The following is a 19442-nucleotide window of genomic DNA, read 5'->3' as shown; positions in this document are numbered from 1 at the left end:
GACTACAAAATATCCGAAAAATTAATAACTACCTGACTCCTGACTCCTAGCCCTAATTATCTGGTGATTTGAGAGCTTGATCTAAAACCTGCCTTGCTTGTTCAGCTTTAGTTCTAGCTTCTTGATAACGGATATTGGCTTGGGCAAAGTTTTTGAGAACCTTAAAACCTTCCTTGAGTCGAGAAATTTCTTCTTCTGATACTAAACTATCAGAGAAAAGAACATCAACCGCTTTGCGAATTTCCAAAGCTTCAGCCCGTGACTCTTGCACTTTGAGCTTGAGTGTAGCTAAATTGCTCAGAAGTTGAACAGCTTGGGTAATTGTATCCTCACCAGCAGCCGGATCAATATTAGATTCCTTAACTTCAATCAACTGTTGAGGGCTAAATCCCTCTTCTAATTCTGTGGGTAACGTTCCTGCGTCCATCATTTCCATCAGTTGATCCATTGCTTTGTCCCGTGCTTTAGCTGAATCTTTACCGGGAACAGAGAGAATAATTTCTGGGCTTTGAGCTAGAGTATACTGAACCATATTTAGAAAGAAAATTTCCTGGTTAACTAAGTCAAATAGAGATTAGATGGCTTTTAAATTTACCATTTTTCTTTTTAATAACATATTTTGGTGACATTTATTTCAATATTGTCTAAATCGCAAGATTCAGATCCCCTACTTCTTAGAGAAATTGGGGATCTCAGTAGTTCAAATCTAGGTTATAATCTATTTGCAGCCGGTACCAAATCCTTACAGGTTGATGAAATACTGCTATAAATTAAAGATAAAGTGAAATACTAGAGGAGGGGAAAGAAATGATTCCCAATCCCGCCATCATGCGATCTGTGGAAGAACTGGGCTATCGAGTTACCGTTGGTGATGTGGCAACCCAGGCAGGATTAAATGTAGCTGAGGCAAATCAAGGATTATTAGCCCTAGCATCTGAGGCTGGAGGGCATTTGCAGGTTGCAGAATCGGGTGATATTGCTTACCAGTTTCCGAGAGATTTTCGGACAATTTTACGGAATAAATTCTGGCAATTACGGCTACAAGAATGGTGGAAAAAGGTTTGGGGGGTTTTATTTTACCTAATTCGCATTTCCTTTGGCATTTTTTTGATTGTATCCATTGCCTTGATTACTGTCACCATCGTTATTATTATTACTGCTGCTAACTCCAATCGGGACAATGACGATCGCAGCGATAATTCCCGTGGGTTTAACTTCTTCTTTTTCCCAGATTTATTTTGGTATTTTAGCCCTAATTATAGCGATCGCTCTATAGAAAGGCGACAACAAAGGGCAGAAAAAAACGATTTGAATTTCTTTGAAGCGGTATTCTCATTTTTGTTTGGTGATGGTGATCCTAACGCCAATTTACAGGAACGACGCTGGCAAGAAATCGCTACAGTAATTCGTCATCAACAAGGAGCAATAGTCGCAGAACAAGTTACTCCATATCTTGATGATTTGGGCGAGTCTTATCAACAAGATTATGAAGATTATATGCTAACTGTACTCAGGCAATTTAATGGCGAACCAGAGGCAAGTCCAGAGGGTCAACTTGTTTATTATTTCCCAGAATTGCAGGTAAGAGCCAGTAAAAAGGAGCGTCACCCAGTAACAGAGTATTTACATGAATTTCCCTGGCGTTTTAGTGCAGCTAGTTCTGGGCAAATAATGTTGAGTGCTGGTTTAGGTATACTCAATTTTGTTGGTGCATTGGTGCTGGGAAGTCTGTTAACAGATGGTACAGCCGCAGCCGAATTGGGGGGATTGGTGGCATTTGTCCAAGCAATTTATTGGCTACTCTTGGCTTATGGAACGGGTTTTTTAGGTATACCCTTAGCCCGTTATTTTTGGATTCAATGGCGTAATAAAAAGATTAGCGATCGCAATCAAAAACGTCAACAACGAGCCGAGCTTTTAGCAAATCCCGATCCAGCATTAGAGAATAAAATCAACTTTGCCCGTCAATTTAGCGCAGAGAAAGTCATCAGTCAAGAAGATTTGGTCTATACCACCGAAACAGACCTACTAGAACAAGAATTTGAGCAAGTTAAAAAACAGCAAGATTAGGTAATAGGTAATTGGATAATATTCAAATCCGTGTCATCCGTGTAATCCGTTAAATCCGTGTTTGTGATTGGTAATAAATTAATTATTCCTCCCCTGCCCCCTACCCCCTGACTCCTGCTATAATTGCTTTGCTAATTCTATCGCTTCTGCTGCTGTGGAAATTTTTCCTTCAGCCTGTGCCACAGCAATTTCTGTTAAGAGTCTACCGATTTCTGGTGAAGCGGGAATTTCTAAAGCGGCAATTATCTCTTTTCCAGTTAGTAAAGGGGTGGGATGGGCTACCAGATTATCGGGGGTGAGGTAACGATTAATCATGGGGGCTATTTCTTCGATTAGGATATCATTGATTAGGGCTAAAAGAGCGATCGCTCTAAAGACATTCCCGGCTTCACGAAAGAAAAAATACTGTTCTCGAATCGACATATCAGTTTTTTGACATTGGGGAAACAGTCTCATGGCAGTGGTTACAGCTTTATTTTCGACACGACTGTAAGTTAATTCCTGTAGTTGTATTTCCGCAATTTCTGGATTTGGATTAACTAGACAAGCCAGTTTAGCAATCCCTAACCAAGTGGTTTTAGTTGTATCGCGGATATATTCTGATAATTCCTGCCCTAGCTGTTGCCAATTTTGAGAAAGTATGATATAGGCTTGATCAATTGCTGCTACTTTCTGCAAACTTTCAGCAGTGACATTTGGGAAAATTTTAGTTAATAAACCATCTTCCCAGGCAGCTTTTAACCAAGGAGTACCTTGAGAATTTGCTAAAAGATAACCAATTTCTACCCGCACTCTTTCGGCTGCGACTTGAGTAATATCTGCTGATAAAGCACGAATTACGGTTTGGGTAGTTGGTTCAATGATAAAACCGAGTTGAGCAGCTTGACGATAAGCTCGCATTAACCGCAGGGGATCGTCTTGCAGATTTTTACATGAGATCATCCGCAATAAACCAGACTTGATATCTGCACAACCTTGGAGAGGATCAATAATTTCTTGGGTGTGGGGATTGTAAGCGATCGCGTTAATGGTAAAATCCCTTCTATGCAAGTCTGTGATTAAACTATCGCCTTCTTGTTGAGCAAAATCAGCCGTAGCTTGGGGAAATACCACACGGGCAATTTGTCGTTCAGCATCGAGTAAAACAAAACCGGCTTGATAATGTTTAGCGATCGCTCTGGCTATTTTTACCGCCCCAGATGGGATAATAAAATCTAAATCCCAATATTCTCGACTCCTGCCCAAAATGGCATCACGTACCGCACCACCAACCATATAAGCAGGTTGTGGCAACCATTCTAGGCTAAAAGGCCAATTGTTTACGGCTAGGTGAGAAGCTAGTGAATCATACATATAATAAAAATCAACCTAGCAACTAATGATTAATGCTGTGGTTTGAGCTAAATTAACTATATAAGGTTTCTGGAGTTGGTACTATTATGTGTATTTGCGTCAACTGCCACTATGTAGACCGTTGTGTAACCTACAATGCTGTAGAAGCACAGCACCAACAGCCCCACTTAACCGAAACCCCAGATTTTGACCCCAATGAACCCTCCATTAATGTCAATATTCGCACAGCCAATGAGATGATTGAGATGGAATGGGATGTAGTCGGTTGTCTGAGTTTTAAACGGGAAATGGGTAAGTGGTCTAAGTTACGTCCTGGTGAATTAGTTCCTACTTGAATGATGATAGCGATCGCCATGAGGTTGAGTTGGTAGTGATGACAAAGAGCGATCGCTAGAAACAATTTCTACATCTAATCTTCTTTCCCAACTAAATAAACTAGGACTTACGCACTATATAAAATGCAGATGATATGTAGGGTTTGCGGAAAAAGTCCTTTCGTTAGGGCTAGGAGTCAGGAGTCAGGAGTCAGGAGAATAGTTTAAAACATTTTTTCATCCTTGGCTATCGACAAAAGTGCAAGGTTTTTCAGTAACTCCTAGTTTTCGTAGGTTGGGTTAAGCGATAGCGCAACCCAACAAAAGCCTATCAATGTTGGGTTTCCTAACGTCAACCCAACCTACATAATTATATTTTTTGGTGGGATTAACCGAAAAGTATTATGGCTACTGTTGGTGAAATTATCGGGTCTTGAAAATTAGTGACTCTAACCTAAATTATTCTGTTTGACGCACCCTACAGACTACAAAATACAAAATATCCAAAAGTTAATATCTAGCAAGTCGAGTTAATAAATTTAATTTTTGCAGAAAACAGAACAATACCGTCCAATTCTAATAAAAATATAGCATAAAAATAAATCTTGTAAACCCCCCTAGCTGAAATGACCAAAATTCGTTAAATTATTGACATTATTCTCAACATTATTGAGAATAAGCTAGATTTTATTGCGAAAATCTTTTTTGACTATCAGGTTAATTAATCTCAATCTCCCCTTACTTTATCGCCATTGTGTAATTAATTCATTAGGATTAAATGATATGATTTTAATCATCAATAAACCTATAGCGGTATGCACTTGCATGAGCTATATTATAGCCCCCTCCTCGCTTGCGGGGAGGGGCTTGGGGGTGGGGTTTTTGTATCTCACTCAATCGAGTACCGTTGTATATACCTAAATTTACTTTGACAACTCAACTCCAACATTTCCCACAAACAAAATACGCACTGGGACTACATACCAGCACCCCTGAATTAGGTTTAACTATCACTAATTTTGCAGGTGATACCCGTTGTCAGATTTGGAATTTGGGACGGGATTTATCCAGTCATCTACATCAATATTTAATTGATTTTATTAAACCACAAAACTGGGGTGATTTAGAATTTATTGCCGTTGCTAAAGGTCCTGGAGGTTTTACTGGAACTCGCATTGGTGTAGTTACAGCCCGTACATTAGGACAACAGTTAGACATTCCTGTATTTGCTGTTTCTACTTTAGCCGCAGTAGCTTGGACAGAAATAATTAAAAGCCAAACAAATCAAGCTATTGCTGTAGAAATGCCTGCACAACGAGGGCAAATTTTTGGTGCTATTTATCAATCTACATCTAATAATTTTGGACTCACAACTTTATTATCAGATAATGTATTCACACCAGAAACATGGCAAGAAAATCTCACTAATTGCAATTGTAGCTATCAATTAATTAAAGCCACATCTGGTTTAGCCGCAACAGTTGATAGTATTGTAACATTAGCTGGTTTCGATTGGCAACAAGGGCTGCGTCCTGATTGGTCTCAAGCTTTACCTTATTATGGACAGCATCCAGTAGATGTGTAATTATTTAGCAAGCAGTAGGAGTCAGGAGGTTTTCTATTTAGTTCAGCCAATTTACTTAAAATACAAAAAGGGCTTGGCCATTTTAACCAAGCCCAGATATATACCAAGTGTTTACCATACCTAGCTAATTTATAACTACTTTTAATTCTATTCATCTATCTAAAGGAAGTGTACAAGGATCAGCTAAAATGATATTGCTAAAAATAAGAGTGTAATTCATGTTTTCGCTGATTTTAAGGGTATTGTTGGGTTTCTTTGTGTTAACCCAATCGACAAACTACTGGAGATATAATTCCTATATTTAATCCTCGAAAACAAAAATGGTCTGATCATTTCATTTGGTCAGCAGATGGTTTAAAAATTATTGGTATTACTCCTAGAGGAAGGGCTACTTGTAATCGCTTAGACCTCAATAATGAAAGGCATAATGAAGGTTGTATTGTCAAAGCACGTCGTTTTTGAGTAAAAGGTGGTTAGCATCCACCAGATGAAGACTTTAACTTTTACTCCTTGATACGGCTGGTCTTTTTTTATTAGTTGAGCTTTATGAACTTCAGCTTCAATAGAGTCTGGTAAGAAAATAATGCCATCTTCTTCACACTCTATCAAGCAAATTTCTTGAAAAACTTTCTTTATATATTCGACTTCATTATTGCCATGACTCAGAAAATCTATATCTTTTGTTGCTCTATGTGGTTCACCATTCCACACATTAAAAAGAGTAGATCCTTTTAAAAGCTTCATTTTTCAATTTACCTTGGATAGAGACTGCTATATTAGTAGGCTTTTTCGATGTCATGGGAGTGATTCTAGATAAAGACGCATTACATTATGGACTCGGCAAATTTTAGCGTAATGCCATAGTTCATCCATTGAGCATCTTCTTTCTTTCCAACATTCTCGAAGTGCTTCTAGTGCTACTTCTAGAGTAACTTTGTTACGAAATTTAAAACAATCCACGACTGTTTTAGCCAAGGAATATACTCTTACATTAACACCCTCTATTAGATGGTTTTCAATGCCTTCTTCTAGAGATTGACCAGACATATAAACGATTCTTAGAGGTAGAAGATTATCTTTTGGTGGACGATGTTTGTGAGGAATAGCAAGCCATACTTCAAAAGGTGATTGCGTAGTTAGCTCATAAAAACTGAGTGCTGATAGAAGACAAACTACCCCACTAGGAACTCGTTTAGCAGTTTCAGCCAAAGTGTGACTTTAAAGGTCTTTAATCGAACCGCAGAGGCGCAGAAAACACAGATTCAGGAGGCAGAAGTAACCCAAGGTTAAAAACGTGAGTGCTACGCATCTCGCTTAATTCCTCTCTGCGCCTCTGCGCCTCTGCGTGAGACAGAAAAAGGTGGAGCATTTTCAACACACAACATCTAAACCCAAAGCCACAGCCCCCCATAATGGCGCATCATCACCTAACAAAGCCCGGACAATTTCAAAATTCACTTCTGGGAGTGCAGTTTCCCGTGCCACCTTTCGCACTACTGACCAAAAAGTTTCCCCAGCCTTGGTAACACCACCACCTAAAATAAAACGTTGGGGATTCATCAAATTAGCAACATTACCAATACCTACACCCAACGCCCAAGCCGCTTTGTACATAACTTCCTGGGCTAATTCATCTCCAGCCCCAGCCGCAGCACTTACTACCTGCCCGGTAACTAAGTTTAAGTCATTTCCTACCAAATACCTGAGTATTTCTCCTCTATTATTTATTGGAGAATCCTGGGTTTCTTTCTCTAACAATTCCCGTGCATTTTGCGCTATGTAGGGTCCAGAAGCGAAACGTTCCACGCATCCCCGCTTCCCACATAAACAGATTGGTCCACTAGGATCTACTACTATATGTCCAATTTCTCCGGCCATGCCTGATGCACCTGACCATGACTGATTATTCAGTATCCAACCACCACCTACACCAGTGCTGATGGTGATATAAAATAAGCTATCATATCCCTGACCTGCGCCGAAGCGATGTTCACCAAAGGCTGCCACATTAGCATCGTTATCTACACTGGTAGGGGCATGATAATCTTCCTCTAGCAGTTGTTTGAGGGGAATATTTTCCCATCCAGGGACATGGTGAGAAAGTCTGACTATACCGGTCGCTGCGTCTACAGGCCCCCCAAAGCTGACACCGATCGCATCCGGTTTACTGCCATCTAGCACCGAATCAATTAGCGATCGCATAATATCTATATCACTAATAGCATCTGCATTTGCTGGTGACAAGCGCCGTTCATACCGCAGCCACTCCCTAGAACCAACCTTTACTGTCCCTGCGGCTAATTTAGTTCCGCCAAAATCAAGAGCTAAGATTATTTTCATAGAACTTTACAATGAGCATAGATGCCGAATAAGATCAAAGAGGTTTATCCTCCACCTATCCCCTTAATCCCTCATTCCCATTATCACTTTAATAACCACTTGTAGTCGTTCATCATGAGATCCTTTCTAAAATCAATATCTCAAACAAGGAAATAAAAAAAATTATTCCAAATCCAAAATTATGGCTCTTTTTAAGATTTTTTGCGTAGATTCTACATATTAGGTACTGAAAAACCTAAAATGCTTGCCTTTTTGACTAAATTCAGTTATAATCGAAAAGCGATTTCTGATTTCAAACCCAATGCAATCAGCCAAAACTTGATGTATTATAAATATTCGGCATTTGAAGATGCTCGGATTATATCAATTTTTACATCAATAATAGCCGTTGTATTTTTTTAAAAGATAATTGAGAATCTTTCGCAATATATCTATATTCAGATAATAAAACTTTATCAAGATATGCTTATTGCTGAATGGAGAATTTATTAACCGGAAAGACTTAAAAAAGTCAGTATCTTATAAAATGCCTACTTGTTATTTAGTTGAGAAATCTTTTTGAGAATAATTGATTTCTTTAAAAAATTAGCATTTGTAGCCCTAAACACAATGATACTTTTTGATTACCTTTGTCCATAAAATCTATTCTTGAGTACATCTAGATGAATACTTTATTTTGCTCTGAATATTCGCGGCAAATAGGAGAGGAAATTATTGGTAGTGCCACCAACTACCAAACCTATATTTTAGTAGAATGTCCCCAACCTTGGGTATCAGCAGCATTTAAATCTAAATGGGTTCCAGATAACTTGCGGGTTTTGGTAGAAGAAGTAAAACGAGCTAAATTACCAATTCAGTTTTTATTAATTGCTAATGGTCAATCACATAAAGTAGATTATACAACTCTTTTGATTTATCAAAAACGAGAAGGTTTAAGTAATGGCTACTGTCGGCAAGAATATAAACTACCAAATATTGAACAAGTAGCTGGATTAGTCCGTAAATGGTTATTGGGTATTGCTTCTGACTATCAAGTTGAATCTAATATCAATAGAGATATTTTAGTTTGTACTCATGGTAGCCATGATCAATGTTGCGCGAAACATGGCAACCCTTTTTATTTTTATGCTACCAAAACCATCTCTAATTTACATTTAGATCATATCCGACTTTGGAAATCCACTCACTTTGGTGGACATCGCTTTGCACCAACAGCAATAGATTTACCAGAAGGGAGATATTATGGTCTTCTTGATCAAGATTCTTTCAGTTCAATTTTAATCCATAGTGGTGATATTCAATGTTTGAATAAAGTCTATCGTGGCTGGGGAATTTTGCCATCTGCATTACAAATTTTAGAAAGGGAATTTATTTTTGCTCACGGTTGGGATTGGTTTAATTATCAAGTAGCCGGTAAAATATTAGAGCAAAGTTTAGATAATAATACGATGTTAGCCGAGCTAAGTTTTGAACAACCTGGTGGTGCTTTCTACACTTACCAAGCCAAACTCGTGAAAGATGAAATCAAGACTCAAGTTGTCAAGAGTTCTTGTAATGCTACACAAGAGTTAACGGTTGTTAAATATGCTGTTGCTAATGTCTGGATGGTTGCGAGGAAGGTAGCCACATTCGCAAATAATTGAGTCAAGTTGCTAGTTATGACTTGGTGATAGGGTTTTCCTCAAGTTCTATAATAGGAATCAAAACTCAACAAAAGAGCGAGATGAGTATTAACCTGAATTTACCACCAGAACTAGAAAAAGAGCTTCACACCGAAGCTTCTCAACTTGATGTACCGTTATCCGAATATATTTTAAGTATTTTATTTACCAGGAATGTTGCAGATAATCTCCCCAAAACTGGAGCAGAACTTGTTAAGTATTGGGAAAATGAAGGTGTAATCAGTTCAGTTCCTGATATTACTGATAGTCAAGCATACTCTCGTGAGTTACGTCATCAGGCTGAAACAAGGGATCGAGCATAGGTAAATTTAATGTACTTATTAGATACAGATATTCTAATTGACATTCAGCGCGGTCACGCTCCTGCAATTACCTGGTTTGCCAGTCTCCTAGAAGTACCGAGCGTTCCCGGTTTTGTGGTTATGGAACTCATTCAAAATGCCCAAAATACCCAACGACTCCGGGATACTCTCAAGCTCGTTGCTCCTCTACCAGTCATTTGGCCTACTGAGGTTGACTGTGCTTTTGCTCTATCCAATTTCACCACCTATCACTTATCAGATAATTTAGGGTTATACTAAAGACGGCTTAATTATTTGATTCTGTGGGTAGGGGTTTAGCACTGCTAAACCCCTACAAATCCCGGTTTTTCGTAATTTTGCAAAAGTCCATGTCTCAACCGTTTTTAGTATACTTGATACTTTGATTGGTGCTTGTGCCGTTGGTAGAGGAGCTACCCTATGTACTTTCAACGTCAAGCATTACAGGATGATACCTAACCTTACTATAGCAAAACCCTATACACGATGAAAGCTGATTATATTTTGGTATATGGGCAGTACGATCGCTATAATGTCATCTTAGTAATGAATGGGGGAAACCCTCTTCCCTGCGGGACGCTTTGCGATCGCCTAGCATCTCGTAGAGAAGACTGGGTGCTTCACCTGTTCCCTTTTTCCTATAGTGTTAAAGATTGGGGATTGGTTTCAATCAATTTTGCTAAATCTTGCAAGAAAGCCGCCGCATGAGCGCCGTAAATAATGCGGTGATCTGAGGTAATATTAACTTGCATTTGTTGACGTACACCAAATAAACCATCAGCAGTGGCTACAACTTGGGGACGGGATGCACCGATCGCTAAAATTGAGCCTTGTCCTGGTGGTAAAATCGCATCAAATGTATCTACACCAAACATCCCCAGGTTAGACAGAGTAAAAGTACCACTGTTGTATTCTTCTGGTTGGAGTTGTTTAGCTTTAGCCCGTTCTACTAAAGATTTCCAGGTGCGTGATAGAGAATAAATATCTATGGCATCGGCATTTTGTAACACGGGTGTAATCAATCCCCCATCATCCATCGCTACTGCTACAGCAATGTTGATATTGGAATGATGGACAATTCCCTGATCTGAATAACTGGCATTTAATAGAGGGTGTTTTTGCAACGTCATGGCTACGGCTTTTGCTAGTAAAGCCGTCATTGTTACGCCTTTAGACTTAATTTGTTTGTAAATTTTGTCTAGTCCATCAGTGCTAATTGTGTAAGTTACACGGAAGACTGGCACGGTGAGGCTAGATACCATACCCCGAACTACGGCATTTTGCAGAGTGGTAAAAGGTACTACCTGACCTGGAACGGAAGTGACTGGTGCTGGTGCTGGTTTTGGTGCTGGTGTGGGTTGTTTTTCAATTACAGCAGGGGTAATTGCTGGTTGAACTTTACCAACTGCGGCTTCCACATCTTCCGCCACAATGCGACCGTAAGGGCCACTACCCTGGAGAGTATTTAAATCTACTTTAAGTTCTTTTGCTAACTTGCGGGCGCGGGGGGAAACTACGAGCCTTTCTGGACTATGGTTTGAGCCATTTTGAGATCCTGTGGCTGGTGTGATGACTGAGGCAGTAGCGGCAACGGGTACGGGAGCAGGTGTAGCAGGTGTAGCGGTACTGGTGGGGTTAGCCAAAGACTTTGCGGTTTCGATTTCTGCTTGGGTTTCGGCTACGTAAGCGATCGCTGCACCTACAGGGGCGGTTTCACCGGCTGGGACGATAATATGGGCGAGAAATCCTTCATAGAAAGATTCTACATCCATATCTGCCTTATCTGACTCGACAACCACCACTGTTTCGCCTTTTTCCACTTTATCTCCTGGCGACTTTACCCAAGAGACTATTTTCCCTTCGGTCATGGTGGAACTAAGCGCCGGCATAAATACTTCGTTAATGCTCATAATGGTGGTTCGAGAATCAATAATTTATGGAGTTTAACAGCTATTGCTAGATCGAATTGTATCTTGACTAGAAAGTTTTTGTACCTTGATCATGGTTTTATTTTTTCCGTTATTTCCCTGTTGACAGACCAGAACAAGTTAAGACAACCTTGATCCCTATCTGGTAGATTAACTGTTCACAGTTGGAACATTAGCTTGGGGTAAATGTCTATGTATACCAGGTGAGAGGGAAATAAGGAAGGTAGAGGAAAAATGATGATCAGTCTTCAATATCCATTGTGCTGATCAAAAGTTGTCTGTCAAGGGGAATTAAGAGCGATCGCCCGATCTTTCTCTCAGAAATTTAAATTTGGTGATTAACCTGTTTGTACTTATAGCAGGAGTCAGGAGTCAGGAGTCAGGAGTCAGGAGTTAAGAGTCTCTTGCCATAAGGCTTTTACTGTAGATTCTGTATCTCATTCAAGTGCATACCGCTATATCTTTTAATATTATGTCGGTAAAGTTCAAATTGTGTTTAATTTTGACATTAGGCATTTTTGTCACTACTGTTGGCGCTTATCTCAGCCAGCATCAGCCAGATGGAAATATTACCCAAACTACTTATCGAACAGAACAGCCCCAAGTGTCGGCAGTTCTAGTCTACCGCCAGCGTGCTAATTATCAAACAATTCCTTTAGAAAGTATCAATTCTTTGCTGCGGGGGAGTGATCCTGCGGCTTTGGCGTTAAATGCTTTAGAAGGAATAGGGGTGGATCAGGGGGAGCGAAAAATCAAGGTTGAATATCCCGAACCCAATCAGGCTTTAGTGACTGTTACGGAAATTCAGCAGGGGCGTAATAATTCAATAAGTCAAATAAATTACCGTGTTGAAATGAGTAGTTTTGGGCGATCGCTCTTAGTTAGTTCCCCTCCTATTTGGCAAATTATTTGGGCTGGGGCGAGTAAGGGTAAAACACCGTAGTTTACCCCTACTGCTAATTTTTTAGATGTCGCCGCGAATTTCTTCTACAATGCCATCACGTAAAAGGATTTCCACCTGCGTCTTGCTAATTAAGTTATCACCGGGTTCGATGCTAAAAAATCCTTCCATTTGACCTTGAATAACTTCCTGTTCTGATTCTAAAAACTGTACTTGCTGAAGATTTTGCAGCAATTGATTTTTTTGTTCTAGAAATTCACTTTTCTTTTGATTAACTTGGAGTTGGATATTGTCAATTTGTTGGAGAGTTTGGGGTCCTGGTGGTTGTAAACTCTGCTTTTGAATCGCGCTAATTGCTCTTTGTCCTTCAATGTCTAGCTGTTGTAGTTGCTGATCAAGTTGATTGATCTGTGCTTGTAACTGCTGTTGTATTTCGTCTTTCCACAGGGGAGTGACGACAGCTTTGACATTAACCACGCGCTTTAAAAGCAATTTAGGGTTGGAGACATCCATAAAGATTTCACGTTCACTCTGATAGTTTACAAGGAAATTTATTTGGCAAACATTCCGTCAATAATATCGCGATAGCGTTCTGTAACAACGTGCCGGCGAATTTTGAGGGTTTGTGTCATCATGCCATTTTCAATGGAAAATGGTTCGAGAATTAGCTTGAACTGGGCAATACGGTCGTCGGCTCGATAACCTGGACGATTTTGTACTTCCCGATTCAATTCTTGCCGAAATAAATCCTGGATTATTTTACTCTCCAACTGCGTAGATAGGTTAGCTTTCTGGAGTCCTTCATCTGTATTATTGATGCTCAATGAGGATTCTTTTGCCAGATTTAGGGATAAATTCTGGGTTCGCGCCCATTTTTCTAAAGCTTCAAAATTGGGAACTATTAAAGCACCGATGCTGCGCTGATCTTGTCCCACTAGCATAATCTGATCAATGTAGGGCGATCGCACACAGGCATCTTCTATGGGTTGGGGTTCGATATTTTCCCCATTGGTTAAGACAATTGTATCTTTGGCTCTCCCTGTTAACACTAAATCATTTTCCGGTGTCACCCAGCCTAAATCACCACTATCAAACCAACCTTGTTCATCAATGGCTTTTTTGGTCGCTTCGGGATTTTGGTAATAGCCCTGCATAATTTGTGGACCTTTGAGCAGCACTAAACCACGTTTCCCCACTGGTAGCGGTGTACGAGTTTCAGGATCAACTATTTTAACTTCTGTTCCCGGAATGGGTTGCCCAGATGAACCCCGAAAATTCCGCCAAGGACGACGGGCATTAGTTACTGGTGAGGTTTCTGTTAAACCATAGCCTTGTAATATCTCAACGCTAATAATTTCAAAAAAGTTATCTATGTGCCGAGGCAACGCACCACCACCGCTAATTACGTGTTTAATTTTTCCACCTGTGGCTTCTCGCACTTTAGCGTAAACTAATTTTTCTCCCAGGGCATGAAATGGCAGCAAAACAATTTCTAAGATTTTAGCTGTGAATTTGGCAATAGATGAAGCGTGAGTATGTTCTAAACTTAACCCATTGGCTATTCTTTTCGCTCGAATATATTTGTGACTCATCTCCAGCAAAAAGTTAATTAGTTGTTGTTTTTTCGCTGGTTGTTTACGAAACTGTTTTTGTACTCCTTCGTAAATTGATTCCCATAACCTGGGTACGGCAATCATGTAGTTAGGTTTGAATTTCTCTAAATCTTCTTTAACTGAACGTAAGTTGGTGTAAATTTGTGTACAACCTTGAGAAAGTAAAAAATATTCTCCACTTCGTTCGTAACTGTGCCACGTTGGTAAAATGCTGAGGGCAATATCGCCTTTTTGTGGTTGTACTACTGTTCCTAAAGTTTTGACTTGGTGCAGCAAGTTACCATGAGACAACATTACTCCCTTGGGTTTGCCTGTTGTTCCAGAGGTGTAAATTAAGGTTGCTAATGTGTCGTTGTTTTGCTTAGATAACACCAAAGTGCTGTTTTTACCAATTTCTAGTAATTGCGAAAAGTTGATTACTCTCTGGTTTTCTTCTGGTGCGGCTTCTTCGGTGAGTAATATTACTAATTTAATCGGTAAATCATTCAATTTTGGCTGTAGTTTATTGAGGGTTTTCATATCCTCAACTACTAACACCGTACTGCCACTATTAGCGATAATATAAAGTAGTTCTTCCCTTTCTGCTTGGGCGCTACGCACTGCATTTACAGCCCCAGCAGTCATGATACCTTGATCGGCTATGAACCAACGAGGGCTATTGTCGGCAATTAGGGAAATGCGATCGCCCCCTTGTACTCCTAAAGTTTGCAACCCAGAGGCAAATTGCTGAATTTTTTCTGCTAGTTGCTGATAAGTTATCTTGACTTCTGGTTGGCTATGGGGATTATACAAAGCCACCGTATCACCAAACTTTTTGGCAGCTAAAATCCAAATTTCTGGTAGTGATTTGACATCGGTATAGTCTACCAAAGTCTGTAATGCCCGATATTCTCGTTCGGTAATATTGGATAAGTAATCAGTTTGAGGTTTGGTCATAACAAAAGCTAGAACTATGAATTTATACAGTTTAAATGCAGAATAGTTTATGGCTTCTAAAAATTTAACTGGATCTTGGGTTTATAAATATAAACCTTTATGCTATGATAGGAATATGTATGAATACTATGATCCCGTTTTTATGAAGTTTCATAGATTCTATCACGAGCATCAATTAATAAACAAATAATTCGTATTCACTTCATTACAGTTTCTAATTACGAATTATATTTTCCATGGTAAATACTTATGGGTTTTATGGATATGCTACTGATTACATTTATCAACCTAGTGGTTTGTTTAGCTTCTCCTAAAGTTATATCTATTTTGATCAATAGGAAAAGCAAACCTTTGGATCTATCACCAATAGATTCCAAATCGAAAAAACCAAAGATCACAGTTACGAGTTTCCCCTATTGTACTACTTATTCATTGACTGGTCGCCAATTCTGTAAATTTAGTCCTAATTTTTGCAGCCGATGTTCTGTTAATTGAATCAGCGAATACAGGACTTCAGAAAATAAGTAGGGTTTGATGAAAAAGTCTTTTCATTAGGGCTAGGAGTCAGGAGTCAGGAGTCAGGAGTCAGGAGTCAGGAGGAAGAATTAGAAGCAGAGAAGAACAGTATTCAATCTGGTCAAGTGATAGGTAAATGAACAGTTTCAACGCTTAATTCCTTGCACTTGATTCACCTTTTTCACCTTTTTCACCTTCAAACCCTTGATATATCTCAGTTTTAGCTTTATATGCCTAACGGCACGCTACGCTATCAGCAACCCCTAAGTAGAAGCCCTAGAAGCTGCTGTTGAATATTAACAGATGGCTGAATTTTTGCAAAACAATGATATATTAATTGATGAAATTTAATATTTATTCATAAATTCAATAATTCTTAGTAAAGTTATATAAATATATTATATTCACTTATAAATAACAAAAGAAATTTAAAACTTGATATATGAGCAAAGGGATCAGTTTTGCTTCAAACTAAAGATTAATAACAAAAAGTTTTCGACTGAGGAGATTAAATATGGGATTGAGAGATGGTTTACTTCTGACTTTAGTAAATACCATTGCTTGTTTAGCGGTTCCTAAACTGCTGTCTGTGATTTCTGCCAATGGCCAAAACAAAAATACGGCGACTGTAGCGATCGCCCAACGTTCAGATTCTAATTCCTCTGCTATGTGAAGTCACAGGAGTGCTGAGTTAAAAGGAAGATATAATTCGGCACTCACTTCTGAGAACTGCGCTTTTCCCGTCGCCACATTCCCCGCACCAGACGAATTTCATCAAAACTGTAGCTTTCACCCAAATGTTCACGAATGGGTGTGAGGGCAATATCACCCAGAACTTCTAAAACCTGCCAAATTTTTTGTTGATGTTCTAAAGTTACCAACTGACTTAAATCAATACGTTGATTTTTCTCAATTAAATCTGCTAAATGACGGATAATTGTTGTGGGGCGGATATTGCGTTCTTTGGCAATTTGATCAATACTTAAACCCTGTTGATATAACTGTAATGTAGTTAATTCTGTATCAGAAGGTGAGTTAGAAGAAGGACGAGAATTAACTTTGATATCTGACGGTAAACCTTGTTCTTGACGATAAGCCTGAATTTCTGCTAAAAATATTTCACCATATTGGGCTAATTTATGGCTACCAACACCAGAAAGTTTGCCAAATTCAGTTAAGGTTGTTGGTTGAACTTGGGACATTAATTTGAGAGTAGAATCGTGAAAGATGACGTAAGGTGGGATAGACTGTTCATCAGCTAGTTTTTTACGCAGCGATCGCAATCTGTGGGTGAGAATTTCCACTTCCACACCTTTAGCACTACTTGTTTCTTCCCAGGTAATTTTTTCGGCTACAGGAACCACAATCATCACTTGACGCTGTTTTCGCATCACCTCCCAACTGAGGGCATTAAGTTTTAAAACTGAGTAACCATCGCTAGTTTGTTCTATTAGTCCTTGATGTAATAGCGATCGCCCTAACATTCGCCATTCATCTACAGTTTTATCCTTACCAATACCATAAGTAGAAAGTTCATCATGTCTGTTGAGGGCTATTTTTTGAGTTTTACCCCCTCGCAGCACATCAATAATATGTCCCATGCCAAATCTTTCTTTACATCGTGCCACACAAGATAAAAATTTCATCGCTTCAATGGTCCAATCTTGCACGGGTTTAGGATTACGACAATTATCACAATTTCCACAATTTCCAGGAAATCTTTCCCCAAAATAACCTAACTGAATTGTGCGCCGGCAATCTGTCCCTTCAGCATAATCAATTACTTGGCGTAGCTGTTGTTTAGCAATTAATTGTTCTTGGGCATCTGTTTTTTGGTTAATACTCCATTCAATAGTTTTAATATCACCATAATTGAAAAAAAGTGTACAGCGTGAAGGTTCATCATCTCTCCCAGCCCGTCCTGACTCTTGATAATAACTTTCTAAATTACGAGGTAAATCAGAGTGAATTACAAACCGCACATCGGGTTTATTAATTCCCATGCCAAACGCCACCGTAGCCACCATTACCCGCACATCATCTCGAATAAATCTAGTTTGATTTGTTGAACGTTCTTCATCACTTAATCCGGCATGATAAGGTAAAGCCGCAACTTTATCATTTTGTAATTTAAAAGTTAATTCATCAACTTTTTTACGAGTTAAACAATAGATAATTCCTGAACCTTCATTTTCTCTGACTATTTCTAATATATCAGCGTAAGCCCTTTTACTTTTAGGACGAACTTCATAATAAAGATTTTGGCGATTAAAGCTAGTAATATGAATACTTGGCTGCTTTAATCCTAATTGTTGGATAATATCAGCCCGGACGCGATCTGTAGCGGTGGCAGTGAGGGCAGTGGTGGGTACTTGGGGGTAACGCTTCCGCAAAGATATTAATTGACGGTATTCTGGACGAAAATCATGTCCCCATTCTGAGACACAATGGGCTTCGTCGATGGCAAAATTGGCAATCCCCACCTTTTCTTTAACTACATCTAAAAGCGGGAGAAATCTTTCACTAACCAGACGTTCTGGGGCAACATAGAGTAGTTTAACTTTACCATTCATGATTGCCTCTTCGCGCGATCGCACTTGATAAGCATTCAAACTACTATTCAAAAATGTTGCCGAAATGTTATTATTTCTTAATGCTTCCACCTGGTCTTGCATCAAAGCTATCAACGGAGACACCACCACTGTTAACCCCTGCTTCAACAGTGCAGGTAATTGAAAGCACAGAGATTTACCGCCTCCTGTGGGCATCACCACCATTAAATCACGGTTTTGTAGTGCATCCTCAATAATTTGCCGTTGTCCAGGACGGAATTGATCATAACCAAAGTGATATTTAAGCTTTTTTTCGAGTTCAGGATACTGAAGCATGGTAGATGGCTGTTTCTGTGCTGGTTGCGTGGGTTGTGATCAAGATATTAACCCAAGTTACTAGGTATTAATTTTCGGATATTTTGTAGTCTGTAGTAGCCTGTAGGGTGCGTCAGACAGAATAATTTAGGCTAAAATCAGTAATTTTAAGATTCTGACGCACCTTACTTAACTAAAAAAGCAACTTACGTTATTAGGATTTTAACTTACGAACGCAAATTTAATAACTTGCAATTCTGATTTAACCTGGAATGGTGCGTTACGCTGTCGCTAACACACCCTACTTTTGCACTTTATTTAATTCATATTCCTTACGTTGACGAATAGGGAAAAGGGAATAGTAGCTATAATTATAGACAAAGATCAATAAAAATTCTCAGAATTGTGATTTCCAATTATAGTAAATAACCATGACCCAAGAATTAATAGATTTAAAACAAAGTATATTAGAAGGTCGTTATGATGATGCTTTAGAAATTATTGATGATTTGGAGGAGATGAGTAAACAGGGGACTTTGCGAAAAATAGAATGTTTTTTAGTCAGATTAATTATTCACCTTATTAAAAATCAACTTGAACAGCGTTTAACTAATTCCTGGATTGCTTCTATTTCTGATTCTGTAATTCAAATTGCTAAATTAAATGTTAAAGATCATCAAAAATCCTATTATATTAAATCGGATGAATGGGGAGAATATTTAGCAGAAGCATTAGAAATGGCAATTCGTCCAGCTAGTGCCGAGATTTTTGGAGGTACGTTAAAACCAAGTCAAGTTTCTCAAAGGCTGAATCACAAAGCATTGATTAATTTTGCTGAAAATCTTTTGTTATTAATTTACCAATATCAGCCTAAAGAATTGGCAAACATGATTGATAATCATTTAGCACAATTACCAGGTGGAAAAGATTGGTTTGACTGATTTTATAATGCCCAGATTTAATACTGTTCCAATACTTATCGGTTAAGAGTTTTTGTAGGTTGGGTTAAGCGACAGC

18 protein-coding genes are annotated in these 19442 nt (G+C 38.9%); 9 read left to right on the top strand and 9 right to left on the bottom strand.

Annotation, left to right across the window (positions count from 1 at the left end):
- Window positions 1–52: 52 nt before the first annotated feature.
- Entirely contained in the window at window positions 53–532 is a 480-nt protein-coding gene (locus VB711_RS06370; protein ID WP_323284951.1) for a hypothetical protein, read from the bottom strand.
- A 275-nt stretch (window positions 533–807) separates the two neighbouring features.
- On the opposite strand from VB711_RS06370, the gene VB711_RS06365 reads away from it, so the two are divergent.
- Window positions 808–2070, top strand: coding sequence for a hypothetical protein (locus VB711_RS06365; RefSeq protein WP_323284950.1), 1263 nt, complete (start codon window positions 808–810; stop codon window positions 2068–2070).
- 117 nt (window positions 2071–2187) lie between these two features.
- On the opposite strand, the gene VB711_RS06360 is transcribed toward VB711_RS06365, so the two are convergent.
- A complete protein-coding gene (locus tag VB711_RS06360; protein WP_323284949.1) occupies window positions 2188–3423 on the bottom strand; it encodes a CCA tRNA nucleotidyltransferase in 1236 nt (411 codons plus the stop codon).
- A gap of 86 nt (window positions 3424–3509) precedes the next feature.
- On the opposite strand from VB711_RS06360, the gene VB711_RS06355 reads away from it, so the two are divergent.
- Both VB711_RS06355 and tsaB read left to right on the top strand, forming a co-directional pair.
- The gene (locus tag VB711_RS06355) at window positions 3510–3758 is read left to right on the top strand and encodes a Ycf34 family protein (RefSeq protein WP_323284947.1); all 249 of its coding nucleotides are present in this window, start codon (window positions 3510–3512) and stop codon (window positions 3756–3758) included.
- A gap of 907 nt (window positions 3759–4665) precedes the next feature.
- A complete protein-coding gene (gene tsaB / locus VB711_RS06350) occupies window positions 4666–5322 on the top strand; it encodes a tRNA (adenosine(37)-N6)-threonylcarbamoyltransferase complex dimerization subunit type 1 TsaB (protein WP_323284946.1) in 657 nt (218 codons plus the stop codon).
- Window positions 5323–5724: 402 nt separating this feature from the next.
- On the opposite strand, the gene VB711_RS06345 is transcribed toward tsaB, so the two are convergent.
- From VB711_RS06345 to VB711_RS06335, 3 genes are all read right to left on the bottom strand, one after another.
- Entirely contained in the window at window positions 5725–6066 is a 342-nt protein-coding gene (locus VB711_RS06345) for a nucleotidyl transferase AbiEii/AbiGii toxin family protein (protein WP_323284945.1), read from the bottom strand.
- A 51-nt stretch (window positions 6067–6117) separates the two neighbouring features.
- Window positions 6118–6531 carry a hypothetical protein gene (locus tag VB711_RS06340; RefSeq protein ID WP_323284944.1) on the bottom strand — a complete coding sequence of 138 codons (414 nt, stop codon included), beginning with the start codon at window positions 6529–6531 and terminating at the stop codon, window positions 6118–6120.
- A gap of 162 nt (window positions 6532–6693) precedes the next feature.
- Window positions 6694–7662, bottom strand: coding sequence for an ROK family protein (locus tag VB711_RS06335; protein WP_323284943.1), 969 nt, complete (start codon window positions 7660–7662; stop codon window positions 6694–6696).
- Window positions 7663–8324: 662 nt separating this feature from the next.
- Here VB711_RS06335 and VB711_RS06330 point away from each other — a divergent pair.
- The 3 genes from VB711_RS06330 (at window position 8325) to VB711_RS06320 (ending at window position 9925) form a co-directional block, all read left to right on the top strand.
- Window positions 8325–9305 carry a sucrase ferredoxin gene (locus VB711_RS06330; RefSeq protein ID WP_323284941.1) on the top strand — a complete coding sequence of 327 codons (981 nt, stop codon included), beginning with the start codon at window positions 8325–8327 and terminating at the stop codon, window positions 9303–9305.
- Between the two features lie 80 nt (window positions 9306–9385).
- Window positions 9386–9646, top strand: coding sequence for a hypothetical protein (locus tag VB711_RS06325; RefSeq protein ID WP_323284940.1), 261 nt, complete (start codon window positions 9386–9388; stop codon window positions 9644–9646).
- Between the two features lie 9 nt (window positions 9647–9655).
- Window positions 9656–9925, top strand: coding sequence for a VapC toxin family PIN domain ribonuclease (locus tag VB711_RS06320; protein ID WP_323284938.1), 270 nt, complete (start codon window positions 9656–9658; stop codon window positions 9923–9925).
- 377 nt (window positions 9926–10302) lie between these two features.
- Here the strand turns inward: VB711_RS06320 and VB711_RS06315 are convergent, their stop codons facing one another.
- On the bottom strand, window positions 10303–11574 hold the full coding sequence (locus VB711_RS06315; RefSeq protein ID WP_323284937.1) for a dihydrolipoamide acetyltransferase family protein: 1272 nt from the start codon (window positions 11572–11574) through the stop codon (window positions 10303–10305).
- A gap of 490 nt (window positions 11575–12064) precedes the next feature.
- Here VB711_RS06315 and VB711_RS06310 point away from each other — a divergent pair, with 490 nt between their 5' ends.
- Window positions 12065–12535 carry a hypothetical protein gene (locus VB711_RS06310; protein WP_323284936.1) on the top strand — a complete coding sequence of 157 codons (471 nt, stop codon included), beginning with the start codon at window positions 12065–12067 and terminating at the stop codon, window positions 12533–12535.
- Between the two features lie 21 nt (window positions 12536–12556).
- On the opposite strand, the gene VB711_RS06305 is transcribed toward VB711_RS06310, so the two are convergent.
- Both VB711_RS06305 and VB711_RS06300 read right to left on the bottom strand, forming a co-directional pair.
- The gene (locus VB711_RS06305; RefSeq protein ID WP_323284935.1) at window positions 12557–13006 is read right to left on the bottom strand and encodes a YlqD family protein; all 450 of its coding nucleotides are present in this window, start codon (window positions 13004–13006) and stop codon (window positions 12557–12559) included.
- A 38-nt stretch (window positions 13007–13044) separates the two neighbouring features.
- Window positions 13045–15042 (bottom strand): long-chain fatty acid--CoA ligase, encoded by a 1998-nt coding sequence (locus VB711_RS06300; RefSeq protein WP_323284933.1) that lies wholly within the window; start codon window positions 15040–15042, stop codon window positions 13045–13047.
- 1030 nt (window positions 15043–16072) lie between these two features.
- Between VB711_RS06300 and VB711_RS06295 the strand changes: the two genes are divergently transcribed.
- A complete protein-coding gene (locus VB711_RS06295; protein WP_323284932.1) occupies window positions 16073–16231 on the top strand; it encodes a hypothetical protein in 159 nt (52 codons plus the stop codon).
- A gap of 43 nt (window positions 16232–16274) precedes the next feature.
- Here VB711_RS06295 and recQ read toward each other — a convergent pair whose 3' ends face one another.
- Window positions 16275–18446: a DNA helicase RecQ gene (recQ, locus tag VB711_RS06290; RefSeq protein WP_323284931.1), complete on the bottom strand. Its 2172-nt coding sequence runs from the start codon at window positions 18444–18446 to the stop codon at window positions 16275–16277.
- 410 nt (window positions 18447–18856) lie between these two features.
- On the opposite strand from recQ, the gene VB711_RS06285 reads away from it, so the two are divergent.
- Window positions 18857–19366 (top strand): DUF29 family protein, encoded by a 510-nt coding sequence (locus VB711_RS06285; protein WP_323284930.1) that lies wholly within the window; start codon window positions 18857–18859, stop codon window positions 19364–19366.
- Window positions 19367–19442 lie beyond the last annotated feature (76 nt).

The organism is Cronbergia sp. UHCC 0137, from assembly GCF_034932285.1.
In the GTDB taxonomy this organism is placed as follows: domain Bacteria; phylum Cyanobacteriota; class Cyanobacteriia; order Cyanobacteriales; family Nostocaceae; genus Cronbergia.
The sequence above is the reverse complement of the archived record's forward strand: the minus strand, read 5'-3'. Positions and strand labels throughout refer to the sequence as shown.

Bases quoted from the DNA above. Each gene is read 5' to 3' on its own strand.
- VB711_RS06335 (WP_323284943.1), bottom strand. From the start codon at position 7,662: ATGAAAATAATCTTAGCTCTTGATTTTGGCGGAACTAAATTAGCCGCA.
- VB711_RS06355 (WP_323284947.1), top strand. From the start codon at position 3,510: ATGTGTATTTGCGTCAACTGCCACTATGTAGACCGTTGTGTAACCTAC.
- VB711_RS06345 (WP_323284945.1), bottom strand. From the start codon at position 6,066: ATGAAGCTTTTAAAAGGATCTACTCTTTTTAATGTGTGGAATGGTGAA.
- recQ (WP_323284931.1), bottom strand. From the start codon at position 18,446: ATGCTTCAGTATCCTGAACTCGAAAAAAAGCTTAAATATCACTTTGGT.
- VB711_RS06315 (WP_323284937.1), bottom strand. From the start codon at position 11,574: ATGAGCATTAACGAAGTATTTATGCCGGCGCTTAGTTCCACCATGACC.
- VB711_RS06360 (WP_323284949.1), bottom strand. From the start codon at position 3,423: ATGTATGATTCACTAGCTTCTCACCTAGCCGTAAACAATTGGCCTTTT.
- VB711_RS06300 (WP_323284933.1), bottom strand. From the start codon at position 15,042: ATGACCAAACCTCAAACTGATTACTTATCCAATATTACCGAACGAGAA.
- VB711_RS06285 (WP_323284930.1), top strand. From the start codon at position 18,857: ATGACCCAAGAATTAATAGATTTAAAACAAAGTATATTAGAAGGTCGT.
- VB711_RS06365 (WP_323284950.1), top strand. From the start codon at position 808: ATGATTCCCAATCCCGCCATCATGCGATCTGTGGAAGAACTGGGCTAT.
- VB711_RS06325 (WP_323284940.1), top strand. From the start codon at position 9,386: ATGAGTATTAACCTGAATTTACCACCAGAACTAGAAAAAGAGCTTCAC.
- VB711_RS06370 (WP_323284951.1), bottom strand. From the start codon at position 532: ATGGTTCAGTATACTCTAGCTCAAAGCCCAGAAATTATTCTCTCTGTT.
- VB711_RS06310 (WP_323284936.1), top strand. From the start codon at position 12,065: ATGTCGGTAAAGTTCAAATTGTGTTTAATTTTGACATTAGGCATTTTT.
- VB711_RS06320 (WP_323284938.1), top strand. From the start codon at position 9,656: ATGTACTTATTAGATACAGATATTCTAATTGACATTCAGCGCGGTCAC.
- VB711_RS06305 (WP_323284935.1), bottom strand. From the start codon at position 13,006: ATGGATGTCTCCAACCCTAAATTGCTTTTAAAGCGCGTGGTTAATGTC.
- VB711_RS06330 (WP_323284941.1), top strand. From the start codon at position 8,325: ATGAATACTTTATTTTGCTCTGAATATTCGCGGCAAATAGGAGAGGAA.
- VB711_RS06295 (WP_323284932.1), top strand. From the start codon at position 16,073: ATGGGATTGAGAGATGGTTTACTTCTGACTTTAGTAAATACCATTGCT.